Annotated in this window: 16 protein-coding genes; 8 read left to right on the top strand and 8 right to left on the bottom strand. The window is 64.5% G+C overall.

Annotated elements, in window-relative coordinates; translation table 11 throughout:
- Window positions 1-7: 7 nt before the first annotated feature.
- Together QQK95_RS17630 and QQK95_RS17625 are read left to right on the top strand one after the other, a co-directional pair.
- Window positions 8-1021 (top strand): type II secretion system F family protein, encoded by a 1014-nt coding sequence (locus QQK95_RS17630; RefSeq protein WP_284274969.1) that lies wholly within the window; start codon window positions 8-10, stop codon window positions 1019-1021.
- Between the two features lie 9 nt (window positions 1022-1030).
- Window positions 1031-2050 (top strand): type II secretion system F family protein, encoded by a 1020-nt coding sequence (locus QQK95_RS17625; protein ID WP_284274968.1) that lies wholly within the window; start codon window positions 1031-1033, stop codon window positions 2048-2050.
- An 89-nt stretch (window positions 2051-2139) separates the two neighbouring features.
- On the opposite strand, the gene QQK95_RS17620 is transcribed toward QQK95_RS17625, so the two are convergent.
- A complete protein-coding gene (locus tag QQK95_RS17620; protein WP_284275383.1) occupies window positions 2140-2961 on the bottom strand; it encodes a tetratricopeptide repeat protein in 822 nt (273 codons plus the stop codon).
- A 131-nt stretch (window positions 2962-3092) separates the two neighbouring features.
- On the opposite strand from QQK95_RS17620, the gene QQK95_RS17615 reads away from it, so the two are divergent.
- From QQK95_RS17615 to pdeM, 5 genes are all read left to right on the top strand, one after another.
- Window positions 3093-4457, top strand: a complete 1365-nt coding sequence (locus tag QQK95_RS17615) for a leucyl aminopeptidase family protein (protein WP_284274967.1) — start codon at window positions 3093-3095, stop codon at window positions 4455-4457.
- Between the two features lie 78 nt (window positions 4458-4535).
- Window positions 4536-4886: a MarR family winged helix-turn-helix transcriptional regulator gene (locus tag QQK95_RS17610; RefSeq protein WP_096453375.1), complete on the top strand. Its 351-nt coding sequence runs from the start codon at window positions 4536-4538 to the stop codon at window positions 4884-4886.
- Window positions 4887-4917: 31 nt separating this feature from the next.
- Window positions 4918-5778, top strand: a complete 861-nt coding sequence (locus QQK95_RS17605; RefSeq protein ID WP_284274964.1) for a C40 family peptidase — start codon at window positions 4918-4920, stop codon at window positions 5776-5778.
- Window positions 5779-5875: 97 nt separating this feature from the next.
- On the top strand, window positions 5876-8410 hold the full coding sequence (locus QQK95_RS17600; RefSeq protein WP_284274963.1) for a ligase-associated DNA damage response DEXH box helicase: 2535 nt from the start codon (window positions 5876-5878) through the stop codon (window positions 8408-8410).
- A gap of 17 nt (window positions 8411-8427) precedes the next feature.
- Window positions 8428-9144 (top strand): ligase-associated DNA damage response endonuclease PdeM, encoded by a 717-nt coding sequence (gene pdeM / locus QQK95_RS17595; protein WP_095787295.1) that lies wholly within the window; start codon window positions 8428-8430, stop codon window positions 9142-9144.
- Window positions 9145-9150: 6 nt separating this feature from the next.
- Here the strand turns inward: pdeM and QQK95_RS17590 are convergent, their stop codons facing one another.
- Genes QQK95_RS17590 through QQK95_RS17575 form a run of 4 tightly spaced genes read right to left on the bottom strand, consistent with a single transcriptional unit; the run spans window position 9151 to window position 14079 of the window.
- Entirely contained in the window at window positions 9151-10086 is a 936-nt protein-coding gene (locus QQK95_RS17590) for a dimethyl sulfoxide reductase anchor subunit family protein (protein ID WP_284274961.1), read from the bottom strand.
- Between the two features lie 2 nt (window positions 10087-10088).
- On the bottom strand, window positions 10089-10823 hold the full coding sequence (locus QQK95_RS17585) for a 4Fe-4S dicluster domain-containing protein (RefSeq protein WP_284274960.1): 735 nt from the start codon (window positions 10821-10823) through the stop codon (window positions 10089-10091).
- Complete coding sequence (locus tag QQK95_RS17580) at window positions 10820-13750, bottom strand: molybdopterin oxidoreductase family protein (protein WP_284274959.1); 2931 nt, start codon at window positions 13748-13750, stop codon at window positions 10820-10822. The genes QQK95_RS17585 and QQK95_RS17580 overlap by 4 nt, the downstream gene beginning before the upstream one ends.
- Entirely contained in the window at window positions 13747-14079 is a 333-nt protein-coding gene (locus QQK95_RS17575; RefSeq protein ID WP_284275402.1) for a hypothetical protein, read from the bottom strand. Before QQK95_RS17575 ends, QQK95_RS17580 begins: the two co-directional genes overlap by 4 nt.
- On the opposite strand from QQK95_RS17575, the gene QQK95_RS17570 reads away from it, so the two are divergent.
- Window positions 14029-14931 (top strand): LysR family transcriptional regulator, encoded by a 903-nt coding sequence (locus QQK95_RS17570; RefSeq protein ID WP_284274958.1) that lies wholly within the window; start codon window positions 14029-14031, stop codon window positions 14929-14931. The two genes, QQK95_RS17575 and QQK95_RS17570, sit on opposite strands and share 51 nt — an antisense overlap.
- Here QQK95_RS17570 and QQK95_RS17565 read toward each other — a convergent pair whose 3' ends face one another.
- The 3 genes from QQK95_RS17565 to QQK95_RS17555 all read right to left on the bottom strand — a co-directional run bounded on the left by QQK95_RS17565 (window position 14932) and on the right by QQK95_RS17555 (window position 18076).
- The gene (locus tag QQK95_RS17565; RefSeq protein WP_284274957.1) at window positions 14932-16188 is read right to left on the bottom strand and encodes an Hsp70 family protein; all 1257 of its coding nucleotides are present in this window, start codon (window positions 16186-16188) and stop codon (window positions 14932-14934) included. It lies immediately after the preceding gene.
- Between the two features lie 173 nt (window positions 16189-16361).
- A complete protein-coding gene (locus QQK95_RS17560) occupies window positions 16362-17153 on the bottom strand; it encodes a TIGR02186 family protein (protein WP_284274956.1) in 792 nt (263 codons plus the stop codon).
- Window positions 17153-18076, bottom strand: a complete 924-nt coding sequence (locus QQK95_RS17555; protein WP_064984650.1) for a sulfite exporter TauE/SafE family protein — start codon at window positions 18074-18076, stop codon at window positions 17153-17155. Before QQK95_RS17555 ends, QQK95_RS17560 begins: the two co-directional genes overlap by 1 nt.
- Between the last annotated feature and the right edge of the window lie 85 nt (window positions 18077-18161).

The raw sequence follows: 18161 nt of genomic DNA, 5'->3' as shown, positions 1-18161 counted from the left end.
CTGGTCGATGTTTGGAATTGACGGCACCGTATTGGCGTTTGTCGTGCTCGCCGGCTTCAGCGCCGGCGCGGTCGCCTATGCATTCCTGTTCAACCAGATCAGCAATGAGAAACAGGCTGGCAAGCGGCTGGAAACGATCAAGGCCGCCGAGACGGACCGCTCCATCGTCAAGGCCACCCGCGACCGCGCGACGGATGCGGCCAAGCGCCGGAAATCCGTGCAGGATTCGCTGAAGGAACTCGATGAGAAGCAGAAGACCAAGGACAGCGCCATCAAGAAGCCGCCGCTGAAGGCGCAACTCCGGCAGGCCGGGATGAAGGTCTCGATCGAGCGTTTCTACATCTATTCCGCCATATGCGGTCTCGCGCTGACGGTGGTCGCATTCGTGGCCGGCGCGCCGATGCTCGTCTTGCCCGGTGTGCTGTTGGCTGGCGCGCTCGGCCTGCCGCGCTGGTTCGTATCGTTTCGCCGCACGCGCCGGGTCAAGGCATTCCTCAATGAATTTCCAAACGCGCTCGACATCATCGTGCGCGCGGTCAAGTCCGGCCTGCCGCTGAACGATGCCGTGCGCCTGATCGCCAACGAATCCCCCGAGCCGGTGAAAACGGAGTTTCGCCGCATCGTCGATTCGCAGCAGATGGGCATTTCGATCCCCGATGCGACCTTGCGTATGCCCGAAACCATGCCGTGCACCGAGGCGAGTTTCTTCGGCATCGTCATCCAGATCCAGTCGCAGGCCGGCGGCAATCTGTCCGAGGCGCTGGGCAACCTTTCACGCGTGCTTCGTGATCGCAAGAAGATGAAAGCCAAGGTGCAGGCGCTGTCCATGGAGGCGAAGGCGTCCGCGGCCATCATCGGCGCGCTGCCCTTTATCGTTGCCTTTCTCGTCTATCTTTCCAGTCCCGACTATCTGATGCCGCTGTTCAACACCAGCGTTGGCAATCTGATACTGGGTTGTGCCGCTGTCTGGATGTCGATCGGCATCCTGGTCATGCGCAAGATGATGAACTTTGAAGTCTAGGGCCGTGGCATGACCGAACAAGTCATCAAATCACTGACGGACCCCAGCCTGCTGATCGCGCTGCTGGTCGGCATCGCCGTGTTCGCGACGGTCTTTACATTGTTGCCCGCATTCGGCGGAAACCAGCTCAAATCGCGCATGAAGTCGGTCGCGCTGGAGCGCGACGAGCTTCGCGCCAAGCAGCGCGCACGGCTCGCGAGCGAGGCCGATCGCCGCCGCAAGGGCCTGCGCGAGCAACAGTCGGTCGGCATGCGCAACATTGTCGATCGGCTCGACCTGCGGCGCGCACTGGCCGACGAGAGCACCTTGCAGAAGCTCAAGGTCGCTGGCTTTCGCGGACAGAACCCGCTGACGCGGTTTCTCTTCTTCCGCCTCGTGCTGCCTTTTGTCGGCTTCGCGCTGGGTCTGGTCTACATATTCGTACTCGGAGGATTGCCTGACAAACCCCTGGTCATCCGGCTGTTCGTCTGCGTTCTCGTCGCCTATGGCGGCTTTTACGCACCGGTCCTCTATGTCAACAATCGCGCCACCAAGCGCAAGCAGTCGATCCAGATGGCCTGGCCGGATGCGCTCGACCTGATGCTCATCTGCGTGGAGTCGGGCATGTCGGTGGAAGCCGCGCTCCGCAAGGTCGCTGACGAGATCGGCGCTCAGTCGGTGGCTCTGGCGGAAGAATTCATCCTCACCAACGCCGAGCTCTCTTACCTGCAGGAACGCAAGCAGGCCTATGAGAATCTTGCGAACCGCACCGGTCTGGAATCGGTCAAATCGGTGTCGCAGGCGCTTGTCCAGGCCGAACGCTACGGCACGCCCGTGGCGCACGCATTGCGCGTGCTTGCCGCCGAAAGCCGTGACCAGCGCATGAATGCCGCCGAGAAGAAGGCCGCCGCCTTGCCGCCCAAGCTCACCGTGCCGATGATCCTGTTCTTCCTGCCGGTGCTTTTCGCCATCATCCTGGGTCCGGCCGGCATCCAGGTCAGCCAGCGCGGCATCTTCGGCACCGATCATCCTTCATCATCGACCAAATAGCGGCGAGGCACATCAGGATAAACGAAGAAAGCCGCGCTGAACTCAGCGCGGCTTTCTTCGTTCCATTGGGCCCTTTGTAGATCGTCGCCTCAGTTGGTTGCCGGCTTCGACTTGTCCTGATCCTTGAGCTGCCCCCAGGCATTCTGCTGCGCAAGCATCTGCCTGAGATAAGCGACATTGGCCTGAGCCTGCTCGGGGGAGAGCTCCTGCGATGCGATCTTCTCGGCTTCGTCGAAGCGGCCCTGCAGGCCGACAACCAGCGCCAGGTTTTGACGCACGCGGCTGTCGGCATTGGGTTGCTGGGCGGCGGAACGCATATAGGTTTCCGCGGTGCGCAGGTCCCCTTCCAGCACATAGGACATGCCGAGATTGGAGAGAACCGAGGGGTCGTTCGGCTTGAGTTCGAGGGCCTTGCGGTAAAGCTGGCGCGCATTGTCCTTCTGGCCGAGCTGGTCAAGGATGGCGGCTTCCGCCGACACCAGCTTCCAGTCGGGATATTCCGGCGTCTGCGCGCGGCGCACGGCGTCGAGCGCTGCGTCGAACTGGCCATTGGCGGCCAGCGCCTTGCCATAGGCGGCGAGCACGTCGCGATCCTTGGGATAGGCGATCGCCAGTTTGCGCATTACGGCAAGTGACTGGTCGGCATCGCCGTCCATCTGCAGCGCGGCCGCGAAGTTGGTTGCGATTCGCTTGTCGTTGGGATTCTTGGCGTAGGACTGGCCGAGGGCCGCCGTGGCGTTATGCACCTCTCCCGCGGACATGCTCTCCAGCGGCTTGCCGCCGCTGCGGCCGATCGAGCCGGTTGTCATCCTGCTGGTTCCGCAACCGGCGACGCTCGCCGCGAGCGCGAGCATGAGGGCGGTGGTGGCGAGCCGTTTTCCCCTGGCATTCACTGTGCGGTTGGTCGGCATCGGCACCTGGGCCTCCATTCATGCGCGCGGCCATTGCGTGGCCATCTTCCCTCCCGCAGAAATATTCTGTTAACCCTAACGGATAGTTAAGAAACGCCGACTCGGGGCCCGGGTCGGCAGGAGAACATCGAATGCCTGTCGAACTCGTCGAGACGAAATTGCAAGGTGCGCTGCCGGTGCATCTGGTGGGCCGCGACGGCCTGGAGGCCGCGGGCCTAGCGCCATCTGCTATCGCATGGGCCAAGGCCAACGGCTTTTCCGGCGACGCAGGCAGGACGCTGGCCGTGCCCGGCGAAAATGGCGCGCTTGCCGGCGCGCTGTTCGGCATCGGCGACGGGGAAGGCGCGCTCGGTCTCGGCGCGCTCTCGAAAGCCCTCCCGGAAGGCGACTGGCATTTCGCCTCCGCTCCGGCCGAGCCGGAACTCGCGGCCATCGCGCTGGCGCTCGGTGGGTATGTCTTTACCCGTTATGGCAAGAAGCCGGGCAAGGCGCTGCGTTTCGACGTGCCGGCCGGTGTCGACGCGGCGCGCGTTCGCCGCATCGCGGATGGCGTCTTCCTGGCCCGTGATCTGGTCAACACACCGACCAGCGACATGGGGCCGGATGATCTGGAGAAGGCGGTGCGCACCCTGGCCGCGGCGCACAAGGCCGAAGTCTCCGTCATCAAGGGCGACGAGCTGCTGGCGCGGAACTTCCCGATGATCCACGCCGTCGGCCGTGCTTCATCAGGCGCGCCGCGCCTGATCGACATGATCTGGGGGCAACCGGGCGCGCCGAAGGTGACGCTGGTCGGCAAGGGCGTCTGCTTCGACACGGGCGGTCTCGACATCAAGCCGTCATCCGGCATGCTCTTGATGAAGAAGGACATGGGCGGCGCCGCCAATGTGCTTGGCCTGGCCTCGATGATCATGGCCGCCGGGTTGAACGTGCGGCTGCGCGTACTGATCCCCGCGGTCGAGAATTCGATTGCCGGTAATGCTTTTCGGCCCGGCGACGTGCTGGTGAGCCGCAAGGGCATCACTGTCGAGATCGGCAACACGGACGCTGAAGGCAGGCTCGTGCTCGGCGACGCGCTGGCGCTGGCCGATGACGAGGAGCCGCAGCTGCTGGTCGACATGGCGACGCTTACCGGAGCGGCGCGTGTCGCGCTTGGCCCCGATCTGCCGCCTTTCTATACCGGCGACGAGGCGCTGGCCTCGGATCTCGCCGCGGCATCGCTGGCGGTCGAGGATCCGCTGTGGCGCATGCCGCTGTGGCGGCCCTACGATGCGAAACTGTCGTCGAAGATCGCCGACATCAACAACGTCACCACGGACGGTTTCGCCGGTTCGATCACGGCGGCGCTGTTCCTCAAGCGCTTTGTCGAGAAGACGGCGGGCTGGGCGCATTTCGACATCTTCGCCTGGAACCCCGCCGATCGCCCGCACGGCCCCGCCGGCGGCGAGGCGCAAGGCATCCGGGCGCTGGAACGGATCATCTCGACACGCTTTGGCTGATGGGGGTGGCAGCAAGCAGAGCCGGCAAATCGCCGAAACTGAAACGGAACCGAAACAATTTGCCGTCATGCTGGCGCGATGTCGATTGCGATGCGCCCGAGCCAGGCCTTGCGACTGTGGCAGCAAGTCATGCTGTCGCAGGTGCGCGACGACGCGCCAGACCTGACCATGCGCCAGACGGCGATCCTGTTCACCATCTATCTCGATCCGCCGCCGCACACGGTGCGCGGGCTGGCCGCCCGTCTCAATGTCACCAAGCCGGTGATCACGCGCGCGCTCGACACGATGGGCGCCCTGAAGCTGGTGTCGCGCCATCGCGACGAACTCGACAAGCGCAACGTGCTGATCAAGCGCACGGTGGAGGGCGCGCTCTTTGTCGAGCGCTTCGGCGATGGTATCATCGCCAAGGCCCACGAACTGCCCATCTGACTGTTTTGCCCATACAACAGGGTTGCCGATTTTGACTGCTCACGATGCCCGTCTCCACGCATTCCGTTCCGACCTTGCCGACGCAAGGCTGAAAGGCGAGGTTACCGCCGAGCGTTTCGTCGCCGGCCAGCCGGCGCGGATTTCGGCCTCGGTGGCCGACATCCGCAAGGCGCCGCGCGCGGATGCCGGCATCAACACACAAGCCCTGTTCGGCGACGATGTGCTGGTTTTCGAGAATGCCGAAGGCTGGGCCTGGATCCAGGCCGAACGCGACGGCTATGTCGGCTATGTCGCCGCAACCGAGCTCGGCGGACGGGACCAAACGCCCACTCATATCGTCTCGGTGCCCCGCACCTTTCTCTATCCCGGTCCGGATCTGCGCTTTCCGATCGCGGGACAGCTGTCGATGGGGTCGACCGTGACGGTGACGGGCACCGCCGAGACGCGCGGCACGCATTATGCCGTCCTGCCGTCAGGCGAAGCGATCATCGCTGGTCACCTCAGGCCAACCGGAGAAGTTGCCGCCGACTATGTCGCGGTTGCCGAGACGTTTCTGGGCACACCCTATCTGTGGGGCGGTGTGTCCGGCTTCGGCATCGACTGTTCCGGCCTGGTGCAGCTGGCGATGCGCATGACCGGCAAAAACGTGCTGCGCGATTCCGACATGCAGGCAGCAAGCATCGGCGAGCCGCTCGAACCCGGCCCGGACTATGCCGGATTGCGTCGGGGCGACCTTGTCTTCTGGAAAGGCCATGTCGCCGTCATGGCCGACCCCGAGACCATGATCCACGCCAATGGCCACACCATGCTGGTCTCGCGCGAAGGGCTGAGGGACGCCATCGCCCGCATTGGTTACCTCTATGGCGGCCCGACCGGGTTTCGAAGGCCGTGACCTTTCCTTCTCCCCGTAAACGGGGCGAGGAACGCCACGATCCCCTTTTGTTCCGATTTTCCTTGGCGATTGCCCGTGGCCGCGCTACCTCTGGCGCGTGACAGTTGAGCCGCGCCTTGCCGAGCAGAATGCCGCCATTGCCCTGCCGGAACCATTCCTGAGATGGTTCGGTGAGAAAGGCTGGTCGCCGCGCGCCCATCAGATCGAATTGCTGGCGAAGGCTCAAAGTGGCCAATCGGTGCTGTTGATCGCGCCGACCGGGGCCGGCAAGACGCTGGCCGGCTTCCTGCCATCGCTGACTGAACTGGCCGTCAGGCCAAGGCGGAAGCCTGGGCAGGCGCATCGCGGCATCCACACGCTCTACATCTCGCCGCTGAAGGCGCTGGCCGTCGACATCGAGCGCAATCTCGGCAAGCCGGTCGAGGAGATCGGTCTGCCGATCAGCATCGAGACACGCACCGGCGACACGCCTTCCCACAAGCGCCAGCGCCAGAAGCTGGTGCCGCCCGATATCTTGCTGACAACCCCCGAGCAACTGGCGCTGCTGATCGCCGCCCCCGACGCCAGGCGCTTCTTCGAGGATCTGCGCTATGTCGTGCTGGACGAGTTGCATTCCCTGGTGACGTCGAAACGCGGCCATCTCTTGGCGCTCGGCCTGGCGCGGTTGCGCAACTACGTGCCCGGTCTGCAAACCATCGGCCTGTCGGCGACAGTGGCCGAGCCGGATGAATTGCGGCGCTGGCTGGTCAGCCAGAATCCGCCCCCAGGCTCCAAGGGGCCTGCGATGGCTGGCCTCATCACCGTGGCGGGTGGCGCCAAGCCTGATATCTCGATCCTGGATTCGCGAGAGCGCGTGCCGTGGTCCGGCCATTCGGCTCGCTATGCCATTCCCGAGATTTATGAGGCGATCAAGCGCCACCGCACGACGCTGCTGTTCGTCAACACCCGAAGCCAGGCCGAACTTTTGTTCCAGGAATTGTGGCGGGCGAACGAGGATTCGCTGCCGATCGCCTTGCATCACGGCTCGCTCGATGTCGGCCAGCGCCGGCGCGTCGAAAAGGCGATGGGCGAGAACGCGCTGCGTGCGATCGTCGCCACCTCGACGCTCGATCTCGGCATCGATTGGGGCGATGTCGACCTGGTCGTGCATGTCGGCGCGCCGAAGGGCGCCAGTCGGCTGGCGCAGCGCATCGGCCGCGCCAATCACCGCATGGACGAGCCGTCCAAGGCGATCCTCATCCCGGCCAACCGTTTCGAGGTGCTGGAGTGCCGGGCTGCGCTCGACGCCAACTATCTCGGTGCGCAGGACACGCCGCCATTGATCACCGGCGCGCTAGACGTGCTGTCGCAGCATGTCCTCGGCGTCGCTTGCGGCGCGCCTTTCGACGCCGACCATCTGTTCGAGGAGGTGCGCAGTGCCGCGCCCTATGCCGGACTGGCGCGCGAGACTTTCGACCGCGTCGTCGATTTCGTCGCCACCGGTGGTTATGCTCTGAAGAACTACGAGCGTTACGCGCGTATCCGCAGGACCAAGGATGGGCTGTGGCGCGTCTCGCATCCGCGCGTCGCCCAGCAATACCGCCTCAATGTCGGCACCATCGTCGAGATGCCGGAGCTCAATGTCCGCTATGTCAGGCAGGGCCGCGGCATGGCCGGGCGTGGCGGGCCGGTGCTGGGCAAGATCGAGGAGTATTTTGCCGAGACACTGCGCCCAGGCGACAATTTCCTCTTCGCCGGCAAGGTGCTGCGCTTCGAAGGCATCCGTGAGAACGAATGCGTCGTCTCCAATGGTGCGGGCGCCAACATCATCGTGCCGTCCTATGCCGGCGGCAAGTTTCCGCTCTCGACCTATCTGGCTGATCAGGTGCGTGGCATGCTGGCCGACAGCGACCGCTGGCAGGCGCTGCCCGAACAGGTCGCCGACTGGCTGCGGCTGCAGAAGGAAAAGTCGGTGCTGCCCAAGCGCGGCGACCTTCTGGTCGAGACCTTTCCGCGCGGCAACCGCCACTACATGGTCGCCTATCCCTTCGAAGGCAGGCTGGCGCACCAGACGCTCGGCATGTTGCTGACACGGCGACTGGAGCGGGCGAACGCCCGGCCGCTCGGCTTCGTCGCCACCGACTATTCGCTGGCCGTCTGGGCGCTGGACGACATGGCCGCCTTGTTCAAAGCCAGGAAGCCGTCTCTGGCCGCGCTGTTCGACGAGGACATGCTGGGCGATGATCTCGAAGCCTGGCTGAACGACAGCTGGATGCTGAAGCGCACCTTTCGCACCTGCGCCGTCATTGCCGGGCTGATCGAGAAGCGTTTTCCGGGCCAGGAGAAGAGCGGCCGCCAGGTAACCGTCTCGGCCGATCTGATCTACGATGTGCTGCGCAGCCACGAGCCGGACCACATACTGTTGCAGGCGACGCGCACCGACGCATCCGCCGGATTGCTCGATGTCAGCAGACTTGCCGAGATGCTCTCGCGTGTGCGCGGTCGAATCATGCATAAGCATCTCGAGCAGATTTCGCCGCTGGCTGTGCCTGTCATGCTGGAGATCGGCAAGGAATCGGTGAATGGCGGCGCCAATGACTCGCTGCTCATGGAAGCGGCCGACCTGGTCGAAGAGGCCATGGGCCGAGGGTGACGAACGAAGGTAGAGGGATGAATTTTTCGCTGGCGCGCACGTCGCTGATCGCCGAGGCCGACATGATCGGCATCGCCGGCGAGCGCGCGGTATGCGATCCGCGCGGCGTGCTCTATTTTCCCGAACTCAGGCTGTTGGCGGTCTCCGACCTGCATCTGGAAAAAGGCTCGTCGCTGGCAAGGCGTGGCACGCTGATCCCGCCCTATGACACCGGCGCGACCTTGCTCAGGCTGCAGGCTGTCATATCGGACTACCAGCCGTCGATCGTCATCAGCCTGGGCGACTCCTTTCACGATGGCGGCGGCGCCGAGCGCATGCATGCGAGTTTTCGCGAGCGGCTGGAAGCGCTGATGGCAGGCCGCGACTGGTTCTGGGTCGCCGGCAATCACGATCCGGAAGCGCCGGCCGATCTGCCCGGTGAAACGGTGCGGGAACTGGCCATCGGCTCGCTGTTGTTCCGGCATGAGCCGTCCAAGGTGCGCGTCGAGGGCGAGATTGCAGGCCATCTCCATCCCTGCGCGCGCATCGTCCAGCGCGGCCGTTCGGTGCGGCGGCGCTGCTTTGCCGGCGATGGCGGCCGCATGATCATGCCGGCCTTCGGCGCCTATACCGGTTCGCTCAACGTGCTCGACCGCGCCTATGCCGGGCTGTTCCGGCTGGAATCGCTGATGGCCTATATGCTTGGCAGCGACCGCATCTTCGCCATCTCCCGCTCGATGCTGCGGCCGGGCTGAGCAGTCCTATCTGCCGTAATACAGAGTGACGGTGTGCTTCGCCTCGGCGAAGAACAGCCAGCGTTCGACCAGCATCCCGGCGAACTGGATGATCGCGGCGAGCCCTGAAGGCACCGCCGCATAGGGCCAGGACGAGGCAAAGGTGGCGGCGAGCAGCAGGACGGGCAGGGCAAAGGCCAATGCCTGTGTGAGCATGCGCAGCTTCGCACTGTGCTTGCGCGCGATGCGAAAACCCATTTCCTTGAGCAGGTAATTTTCCTCGGTATGCGGCCATTCCAGCGACCGCACCGTGCCGCCGGCCAAACCAGTAGCCGTGTTGGCTGTGGTCGGGATCTCGAGCCCGTCATTGTGTCGCCAGGTGGCGACCTTCCAGCCCCAGCCGGCAAGGGTGGCAAGCAGCGACAACAACAGCACGGGTATCGAGCCGACACCAAAACCTTGCAGCAGAGCGTTCAACAGAACGCTGCCGGTCATGGCCGCGAAGAGCAGATAGGCCGGCAAAGTATAGCGGCTGTGCCATTGGGCGATCGGTTTCAGCGACGCATAGATCATGCCGGTGGTGCAAACGGTGACGACCGCACCGATGGCGGCCAGCAATCCGGCAACGGCCACCCAGCCGCTTGTACGGCCGAAAAACACCCAGCCGAGCCCGAACAATGCCGCCGGGATGAAGGTGATGACCGACGACACGCCTTCGCGCGACAGCCAGGAGCTGCGCCATTGCGAGAAAGCCCGCCAGGCGCGCTCCGGCCTGCCGAGATGCCCGGTCGACGACAGCAGTCCCGCCGCGATCAGGCCGAGCGCCAGCCCCAGGCCGACGAAGCCGAGCCAGAAATCGGGCGGGACGACCTGAAATCCACCCAACACGCCAAGCAGTGCGAGCAGGCCGTAACCGGCGCCCGTGGCGGTGGTGAAGAAGACAACGGAAAAGGCTGGATGCATGGTCAGTTCGAAAGCATGCGATCGACCCAGCCGAGGAAGCCGCCTTCTGCCCGCACCGGCTCCAGCGCCTTCGCGGGCACCGATGCGGCGCGCTGTGTATGGGCGCGCGGCGGCAGGTACTTGTTGGTCGGGTGATAGCCGAGTTCCGGCATCAGGTCGACGCCGCCGCGCTCCGCAACCAGCTGCGAGACGGCCGATTGGGGATCGCCGAGATCGCCGAAATGCCGGGCGCTGGTCGGGCAGGCGGCGACGCAAGCCGGCACACGGTCTTCTTCGGCCAGATTGTCATTGTAGATGCGGTCGACGCAGAGCGTGCATTTCTTCATCACGCCGACATCGGTATCGAATTCGCGCGCCCCATAGGGGCATGCCCAGCTGCACAATTTGCAGCCGATGCATTTGTCCTCGTCGATCAGCACGATGCCGTCCGAGGCGCGCTTGTAGGAGGCGCCGGTCGGACAGACGGTGACGCAAGCCGGCGTCTCGCAATGCAGGCAGGAGCGCGGGAAGTTGACCGTGCGCCCGCCCATCTCGGTGGTGTGCTCATAGCTGTGCACGCGGTTGAACCAGACGCCGTCGACATGGCCGCCATAGGGGTCGATGTCGGTCAGCGGCGCCATGTGGCCGCCGGTGTTCCATTCCTTGCAGGCGGTGACGCAGGCCTGGCAGCCGACGCAGGTATCGAGGTCGATGACCAGGCCGAGCTTCTTGTCGGTATGGGCGGGGAGGCAGGTCATTGCGCGGCCTCTCTTGCCCGGCGGAATTCGGTCCCGAAACTCAGCTTGTCGGGCGAAGGCTCGAAATGCGGCGGTTGGCTGAACCGCTCGAATTGCGGCTCGGTGAAGCCGGCTTCCTCCGCCTTGCATTTGACGATGCGCACACGCAGGTCGAACCATGCCGCCTGGCCGGTGACCGGATCCGAATTCGAATAGCGTTTGCCCTGCGCGTCCGCCGAGGTCTGGTCGCCGATGATATGGTTGAGCAGGAAGCCGCGATTGCTCTCGGCGGCATCGTCCTTGAGGCCCCAGCTGCCGCGCCTTTTGCCGATCGCGTTCCAGGTCCAGACCGTGCTTTCGTTCACCCCGTCGACCAGCTTGATCTGCCCCTTCACCCTGCCGTTGATGCTCTCGATCCACACCCAGTCGTCGTCGACGAGACCGAGGCTGGCGCCGGTGCGATGATGCACGAACAGCCGGTTCTGGCTGGTGATCTGCCGCAGCCACGCATTTTGCGACCCCCAGGAATGATACATATGCATCGGCCGCTGTGTCAGAGCGTGCAGCGGGTATTTTTCGAGGTCGACCACCGCTTCCTCGAACGGCATGTACCAGAACGGCAGCGGATCCATATAGGTCTCGATGCGCTGGCGCTCGGCCTCCGGCGGCAGGACACGGCCATGGCCGCGCGCGGCGAGACGAAACCGCTGCAACGGCTCGGAATAAAGCTGAAAGACGATCGGCTCGGCCTTCGGGATGAAACCCATCTGCACCGCGAAATCGAGATAGGAGCGGTTGGCCATCTTGTAGTAGCGCTGGTCCTGAGCGAAGTCGTGATGCCAGAAGCCGCCATTGTCGATGTAGCGTTGCAACTGGTTTGGATTGACCTCACCCCTGCCGATCGACGTCCCATCCTTGCCGCGCCAGCCGGCCAGCGGTCCGATGCCAGGGGTGCGCTCGTGGTTGACGATATAGTCGGCGTAGTCGGCATATCTGGCCGATCCGTCCTCATCGACGAAACCGGGCAGGCCAAGCCGCGAACCCAGTTCGATCAGTACCGACTGGAACGGCCTGACGTCGCGATCCGGCTCGACGACGGGATGGCGGATGGCATCGCCCGGCCCGTCGGCATGGCTGATCGGCCGGTCGAGCAGGCTGATGCAGTCATGCCGTTCGAGATAGGTCGTATCCGGCAGCACGAGGTCCGCGAACGGCACGGTCTCGGAATAGTATGCGTCGGAATAGATGATGAAGGGGATCTTGTAGTTGCCCGCCTCGTCGCTGTCGGTCAGCATACGGATAGTCTCGACGGTGTTCATCGAGGAATTCCAGGCCATGTTCGACATGTACATCATCAGCGTGTCGATCGGGTAGGGGTCGCCGGCCCAGGCATTGCGGATGACGGTGTGCATCAGCCCGTGCGCGGCGAGCGGCGCGTCCCAGGAGTAGGCCTTGTCGATGCGGGTCGGCGTGGCGTCTTCCTCGACCAGCAGGTCGTCCGGCCCGCAGACGAAACCAAGCGGCATGCCGTCCAGCGGCGTCATCGGCTTGACCGTCTTGCCCGCGGGTTTCGGGCCTGGCGGCACCGAGCGGGGGTAGGGCGGCTTGAAGCGGAAGCCGCCGGGAACATCCACCGTACCCAGAAGCACTTGCAGCAGGTGGATGGCGCGGCAAGAGTGAAAACCGTTCGAACGGGCCGATATACCGCGCATCGCATGCATCGAAACCGGCCGGCCCTTGATCGTCTCGTGCCGGCGCCCGGCCCAGTCGGTCCACGCCACCTGCAGTTCGATCGCCTCTTCGAAGGCGACATGGGCAAGTTCGGCGGCGATCCGTCGGATCGCATCGGCGGCAATGCCGCAGCGCTCGGCGACGGCATCCGGCGCATAGCTGTCATCAAGGTAGCGGTCGGCGATCAACTGGAACACCGGCGTGCAGCGGCGGCCGCCGACTTCGAAGCTGCCGGTAAGCGCCGGCTTCGCTTCCGGGTCGGTTGCCTTGACGGCGGTCTTCGCCACCCTGTCCCAGGCCAGTGGATTGCCGTCGGCGTCGCGGACGAACAGCCCGTCGTCTGAGGCGCCAGGCTCCTGCACGACGAGGACATGGGCGTTGGTGTAGCGGAGCAGATAATCGAGATCGACGCGGCCGGCTTTCAGCAGTTCATGGATGAGCGCGAAGACGAACAGGCCGTCGGTACCTGGCCGGATGCCGATCCAGTCGTCGGCAATCGCGTTGTAGCCGGTGCGGCACGGATTGATCGACACCACCTTGGCGCCGCGCGCCTTGAGCTTGCCCAGCCCGATCTTGATCGGGTTGGAATCATGGTCCTCGGCGACGCCGAACAGCATGAAATATCGTGTGTTATCCCAGTCAGGCTCACCGAACTCCCAGAACGAGCCGCCGATCGAATAGAGCCCGCCGGCCGCCATGTTGACCGAACAGAAGCCGCCATGGGCGGCGAAGTTCGGCGTGCCGAACTGGCTCGCCCACCATCCGGTCAGGGATTGCGACTGGTCACGGCCGGTGAAGAAGGCGAGCTTCTTCGGGTCGGTGCGACGGATGGCTGAGAGCCGCCCCGTCGCGATCGACAAAGCCTCCTCCCACTCGATCTCGCGGAACACGCCCGAGCCGCGCGGGCCGGTACGCAGCAGCGGCTTCTTCAGCCGGGCCGGGCTGTAGTGCTGCATGATGCCGGAACTGCCCTTGCCGCAGATCACGCCGCGATTGACCGGATGGTCCTTGTTGCCGTTGATGTAGCGGACCTTGCCGTCCTTGATGTGCACGTCGATGCCGCAGCGGCAGGCGCACATGTAGCAGGTGGTCTTGGCGATGCTGTCGGAAATGCCCGGCGAGGTGTCGACGCCGTCGCCTTCATCGGGCGCGCGCGTGTCGGCAAGCGGGCGTTGCGATGGTGCCGAATTCGCGCCGCGCGGCGATGGATGCCTCATGATCCGGATGTGCCCGCGCGGCCGGCCGATTTGGCCCGGGTCTTCGGCCCGGGGCCACGCATGTAATGCTCTTCCGGGTGGTAGCGATCGCCGGCCAGCCGTCTGCGGATGCCGCGGGTCCAATGCGCGAGAAGGGACTTGAACCGCCCGATCATTTTAGTCTCTGCCATCCGCTGGCGAATTTTTTCTAACTTCGCGTGAAAATGTAGAATGAAGCTATCGATCCGTCTAATCAGTTGTTCTTGTAAATTCGATCGATATTGGTTCTTAATGCTGACATGACCCTGGATCAGTTGCGCATTTTCGTTGCCGTCGCCGAGCGCGGCCACATGACCAAGGCGGCGGAGCTTCTGGGCATTTCCCAGTCCGCGGCATCGGCCGCCATCCGCGCGCTTGAGGAGCAGCACGGCGTCCATCTGTTCAACCGTGTCGGCCGCAACATCGAACTTGCCCAGACCGGCCACCGGTTCCTGCCCGAGGCAAAGGCCGTGCTGGAGCGCGCCGCCGCCGCGCGCAATGTGCTGGAACATGTCTCCCAGACGGTCGCCGGCAGTCTTTCGATTGCTGCCAGCCTGACCATCGCCAGCTACTGGCTGCCGCGAAGGCTGGCATCCTTCCACGAGGCCTATCCCGCGGTGCGGCTGAGCGTCAGCATCGGCAACACGAGGCAGGTCGAGGCCAGTGTGCTGGATGGAACCGCCGATCTCGGCCTGGTCGAGGGTCGCACCGAGTCCGACATATTGCGCCGCGCCAAGGTCGACACCGACCGGTTGATGCTGGTGGTTGCCGCGTCACATCCCGAAATCGTCGAAACCGCGCCGGGCCGCCCCGATATCAGGGGCCTGCGCTGGATCATCCGCGAGGGCGGTTCGGGCACGCGCGAAGTGCTGGAGGATCTGGCGCGGCGCGAGGGGATTTCGCTTGCCGATCTGCAGGTGTTCCTGGTGCTGCCCAGCAACGAGGCGGTTCGCCAGGCGGTCGAGGCGGGCGCCGGCGCTACCATCATTTCGGAACTGGTCGTCGGACGCGCCGTCGCCGAGGGCAGCCTGCGGTCCGTGCCGCTCGAACTGCCACAGCGCGACTTCGCCATGATCTCCCACCGCGACCGCCAGGCAAGCCTGGCCCAGATGGCGCTGAAGGCGCACCTGGGTGCAGAAACTAAGGGGAGCGACGCGCTCTAGTTAGGCGAATTTGCGTTGCGCATCCAACGCCAGGCCAAGCCCGACCGAGCCGAACATGTCGCCGTCGATGACGGAAGCCTGCGGCACCAGCGACAGGATTTCCCGTCTCGCCAGCGGGATCGCGGTCGAGCCGCCGGTCAGGAACACCGCGGTGATGTCGGACGGCTTGACCCCGGCGTCGCGCATGGTCTCCGCCACCGTTGCGGTGACCCGATCGATGTCCCTGGCGATGGTGGCGTCCAGCCCGTCACGCGTGATTTCGGCGGCGAACTCCACGTCGGATAGCCTCACCGCGACTTCGGCCGATGAGTGGTCGGTCAGCTCTATCTTGGCCTTTTCCACCAAGGCCGCCAGCGCGTGCCCGTAACGGTGCTCGACGATGTGGATGAAGCGATCGACGAGGTCGGCGCGGGCGGCCTCGTAGCGGATCTGGCGCAGATGCGTCATCGCCTTGGCGGTGTAGACCAGGTTGATGCGCTGCCATGTCGCGAGATCGATGAAGTAGCTGGCCGGCAGATTGCGCTTGCCGTCCTTGGTCGGGGTCAAATAACCGAGCTGCGGCATGACATGGGCAATGCTGAGCAGCCGGTCGAAATCCGTACCGCCGATATGGACGCCCCGGCTGGCCAGGATATCGTCCTTGCGGTCCGGCGATCGGGCACGCTCCGGCGAGACGCGAACGACTGAAAAGTCGGACGTGCCGCCGCCCATGTCGATGATCAGCGCCAGCTCCTCACGCGTCACCCTCTGCTCGTAATCGAGCGCAGCCGCGATCGGCTCGAACTGGAAGGCGATGTGCTTGAAGCCCTGGGCATGCGCGGCCTTTTCCAGGTCGCTCTGCGCGTTCGCGTCGGCTTGTGGGTCGTCATCGACGAACTGCACCGGCCGGCCGAGCACCACGGTCTCGACCAGATCGCCGCCATCTTCCTCAAGCTTCTTCCTGAGATGGCCGAGGAACAGGCCGATGATCTCCATGAAGCCGATCGAGCGCGCCTTGATGCGCGTCTTTTCATGCGCCAGCGAGCTGCCCAGCACGCTCTTCAGCGAGCGCATCAGCCGGCCCTCCACGCTGTCGGTGTAGTTGGCGATGGCCTGGCGGCCAAAACAGATGCGGCCGTCCTCGAAATTGAAGAACACCGCGCTGGGCAGCGTGACCTGACCGCCTTCAAGCGCGACGAGGTGGGGTTGCCCGTTGCGGACCACGCCGACCGTGGAGTTCGAAGTGCCGAAATCGATACCGGCGAATGCTGGCCGCAAGGCAGCCTCCTGTCACTGGCGGCAGACAGCGGATCGGCGCTCGCGGGAGAGGCGTGCGCTGGGGTTCCGGCGACCGGACCGCTCTGCGGAATTGAATTGTGCTTGTTTGCCCGTTGGGCGGGGAGGTGCGGTCTATAGCATGACGCGCGAAAGGGAAACCCCCTTTGGCTGCCTCAGTCCTTGCGGAAGATCAGCCTGCCGAGCCAGCCCGTCAGCATGGCCAGCGATATGGCGAAGACGCCATAGAGGAAGGAGTAGTCGTGGGCGACGCGGAAGATCGACTGTTCGAAGCCGGACTTGCGAATTTCGAGCTGGGCCGAGCTTTCCTTGATGAACAGGCCGCTCTTGAACAGGAACGCGCGGGCCTTATGGGTGCCGACAGGCACATTCGGCGCCAGCCTGACGGTGGCGCGGAACAGGTTCTGCGACAGGAACTGCACGCCGCCGACATTCTCACTGTAGAGGCCAGCCGCGCCCTTGCGCTCGCGCAACGCAGCGGTGAATTCCTCGATCGTCGCCGGGCTGTCGCCAGCGTCGGCGGGCTGCATGTAAAGATTGGAGGCGCCGAGCGACAGCTGCTTGTAGCTATTGGGTTCGGTGATGTCCTGCAGCGGCCGCGTCGTCGCCACCGAATAGGAGACGGGCACGTTCTCGAAAGTTTCGGAATCCAGATTGACCCAGACACCAAGCACCCGGTCCTTGCGTCGCACCACCACCGGCTTGGGTGGCCCTTCGAGCACGACGATGACGTCGTAGCGCCCCTGGCGGGCGACCAGCGGGTCGGGATTTTCCAGCGAGCCGAAAATGGTCAGGTCGGCGCCGGAAAAACCGGCGGTGATCGAGACATTGTCGGTGGAGAGACCGATCTGGATGCCTTCCGTCAGTGGCGTCTGTGCCTTCGCCGGCGCGGCGGCCGCAAGCAGTGACAGGAGGATGGCGGCAGCGAGTGCTTTCGGACCCGCCATCAGTTGAGGCCCGCGCTGGACAGCGAATAGAGATTGGGCGGGGTGACGAAGAGATCGATGGCCAGCCTGATCGCCACAGCCAGCACCAGCAAGGCCAGCAGTGCCCTGAGCTGCTCGCCGCGCAGCCTCTGACCGGCCTTGGCGCCATATTGCGCGCCGGCGACGCCGCCCGCCATCAACAGGAAGGCCAGCACGACGTCGACCGTCTGGTTGGTGGTGGCGTGGACCAGCGTGGTGTAGGCGGACGTGAAGATGATCTGGAACAGCGAGGTGCCGATAACGACATTGGTCGGCACCTTGAGCAGATAGATCAGCGCCGGCACCATGATGAAGCCGCCGCCGACACCCATGATCGACGACAGGAAGCCGATGCCGGCGCCAAGGCCGAGCACCGGGATGACGCTGACGAACAGTTTCGACGCCCTGAAACGCATCTTCAGCGGCAGCCGGTGGATCCAGTTGTGCTGGCCGGATTTCTTCAGCACCGGCGCGGCGCCGCTGCGTGTGGCGCGCAGCGCATTGATGCTTTCGACCAGCATCAGCCCGCCGACCGTGCCGAGCAGCACGACATAAAGCAGCGAGATGAACAGGTCGAGCTGGCCGAGCCGGCGCAGGAAGGCGAAGACATAAATGCCGGCGGTGGAGCCGATGATGCCGCCGGCCAGGAGCACGCCGCCGAGCTTGAAGTCGAGCGTACCCCGCTTCATGTGGGAAAGCACGCCGGAGACGGAAGAGGCGATGACCTGGTTGGCGCCGGTGGCGACCGCGATCGCCGGAGGGATGTTGTAGAAGATCAGGAGCGGCGTGATCAGGAACCCGCCGCCGACGCCGAACATGCCCGACAGGAAGCCCACCGCAGCGCCCATGGCCAGCAGCACGAAGACGTTGACGGAAATTTCCGCAATCGGGAGATAGATGCCCACCCGTCAGTCTCGATCAGTTTGCCTGTCGGCGAATACAGCCGTTCTGGGCAGTCTCGCACCGAAAAGCCAATTTTTCCTTGCGCCA

The sequence above is a fragment of the Mesorhizobium huakuii genome (assembly GCF_030160235.1).
In the GTDB taxonomy this organism is placed as follows: domain Bacteria; phylum Pseudomonadota; class Alphaproteobacteria; order Rhizobiales; family Rhizobiaceae; genus Mesorhizobium; species Mesorhizobium huakuii.
Note: the sequence above shows the minus strand (reverse complement) of the source record. Positions and strands in the feature narration are given on the sequence as shown.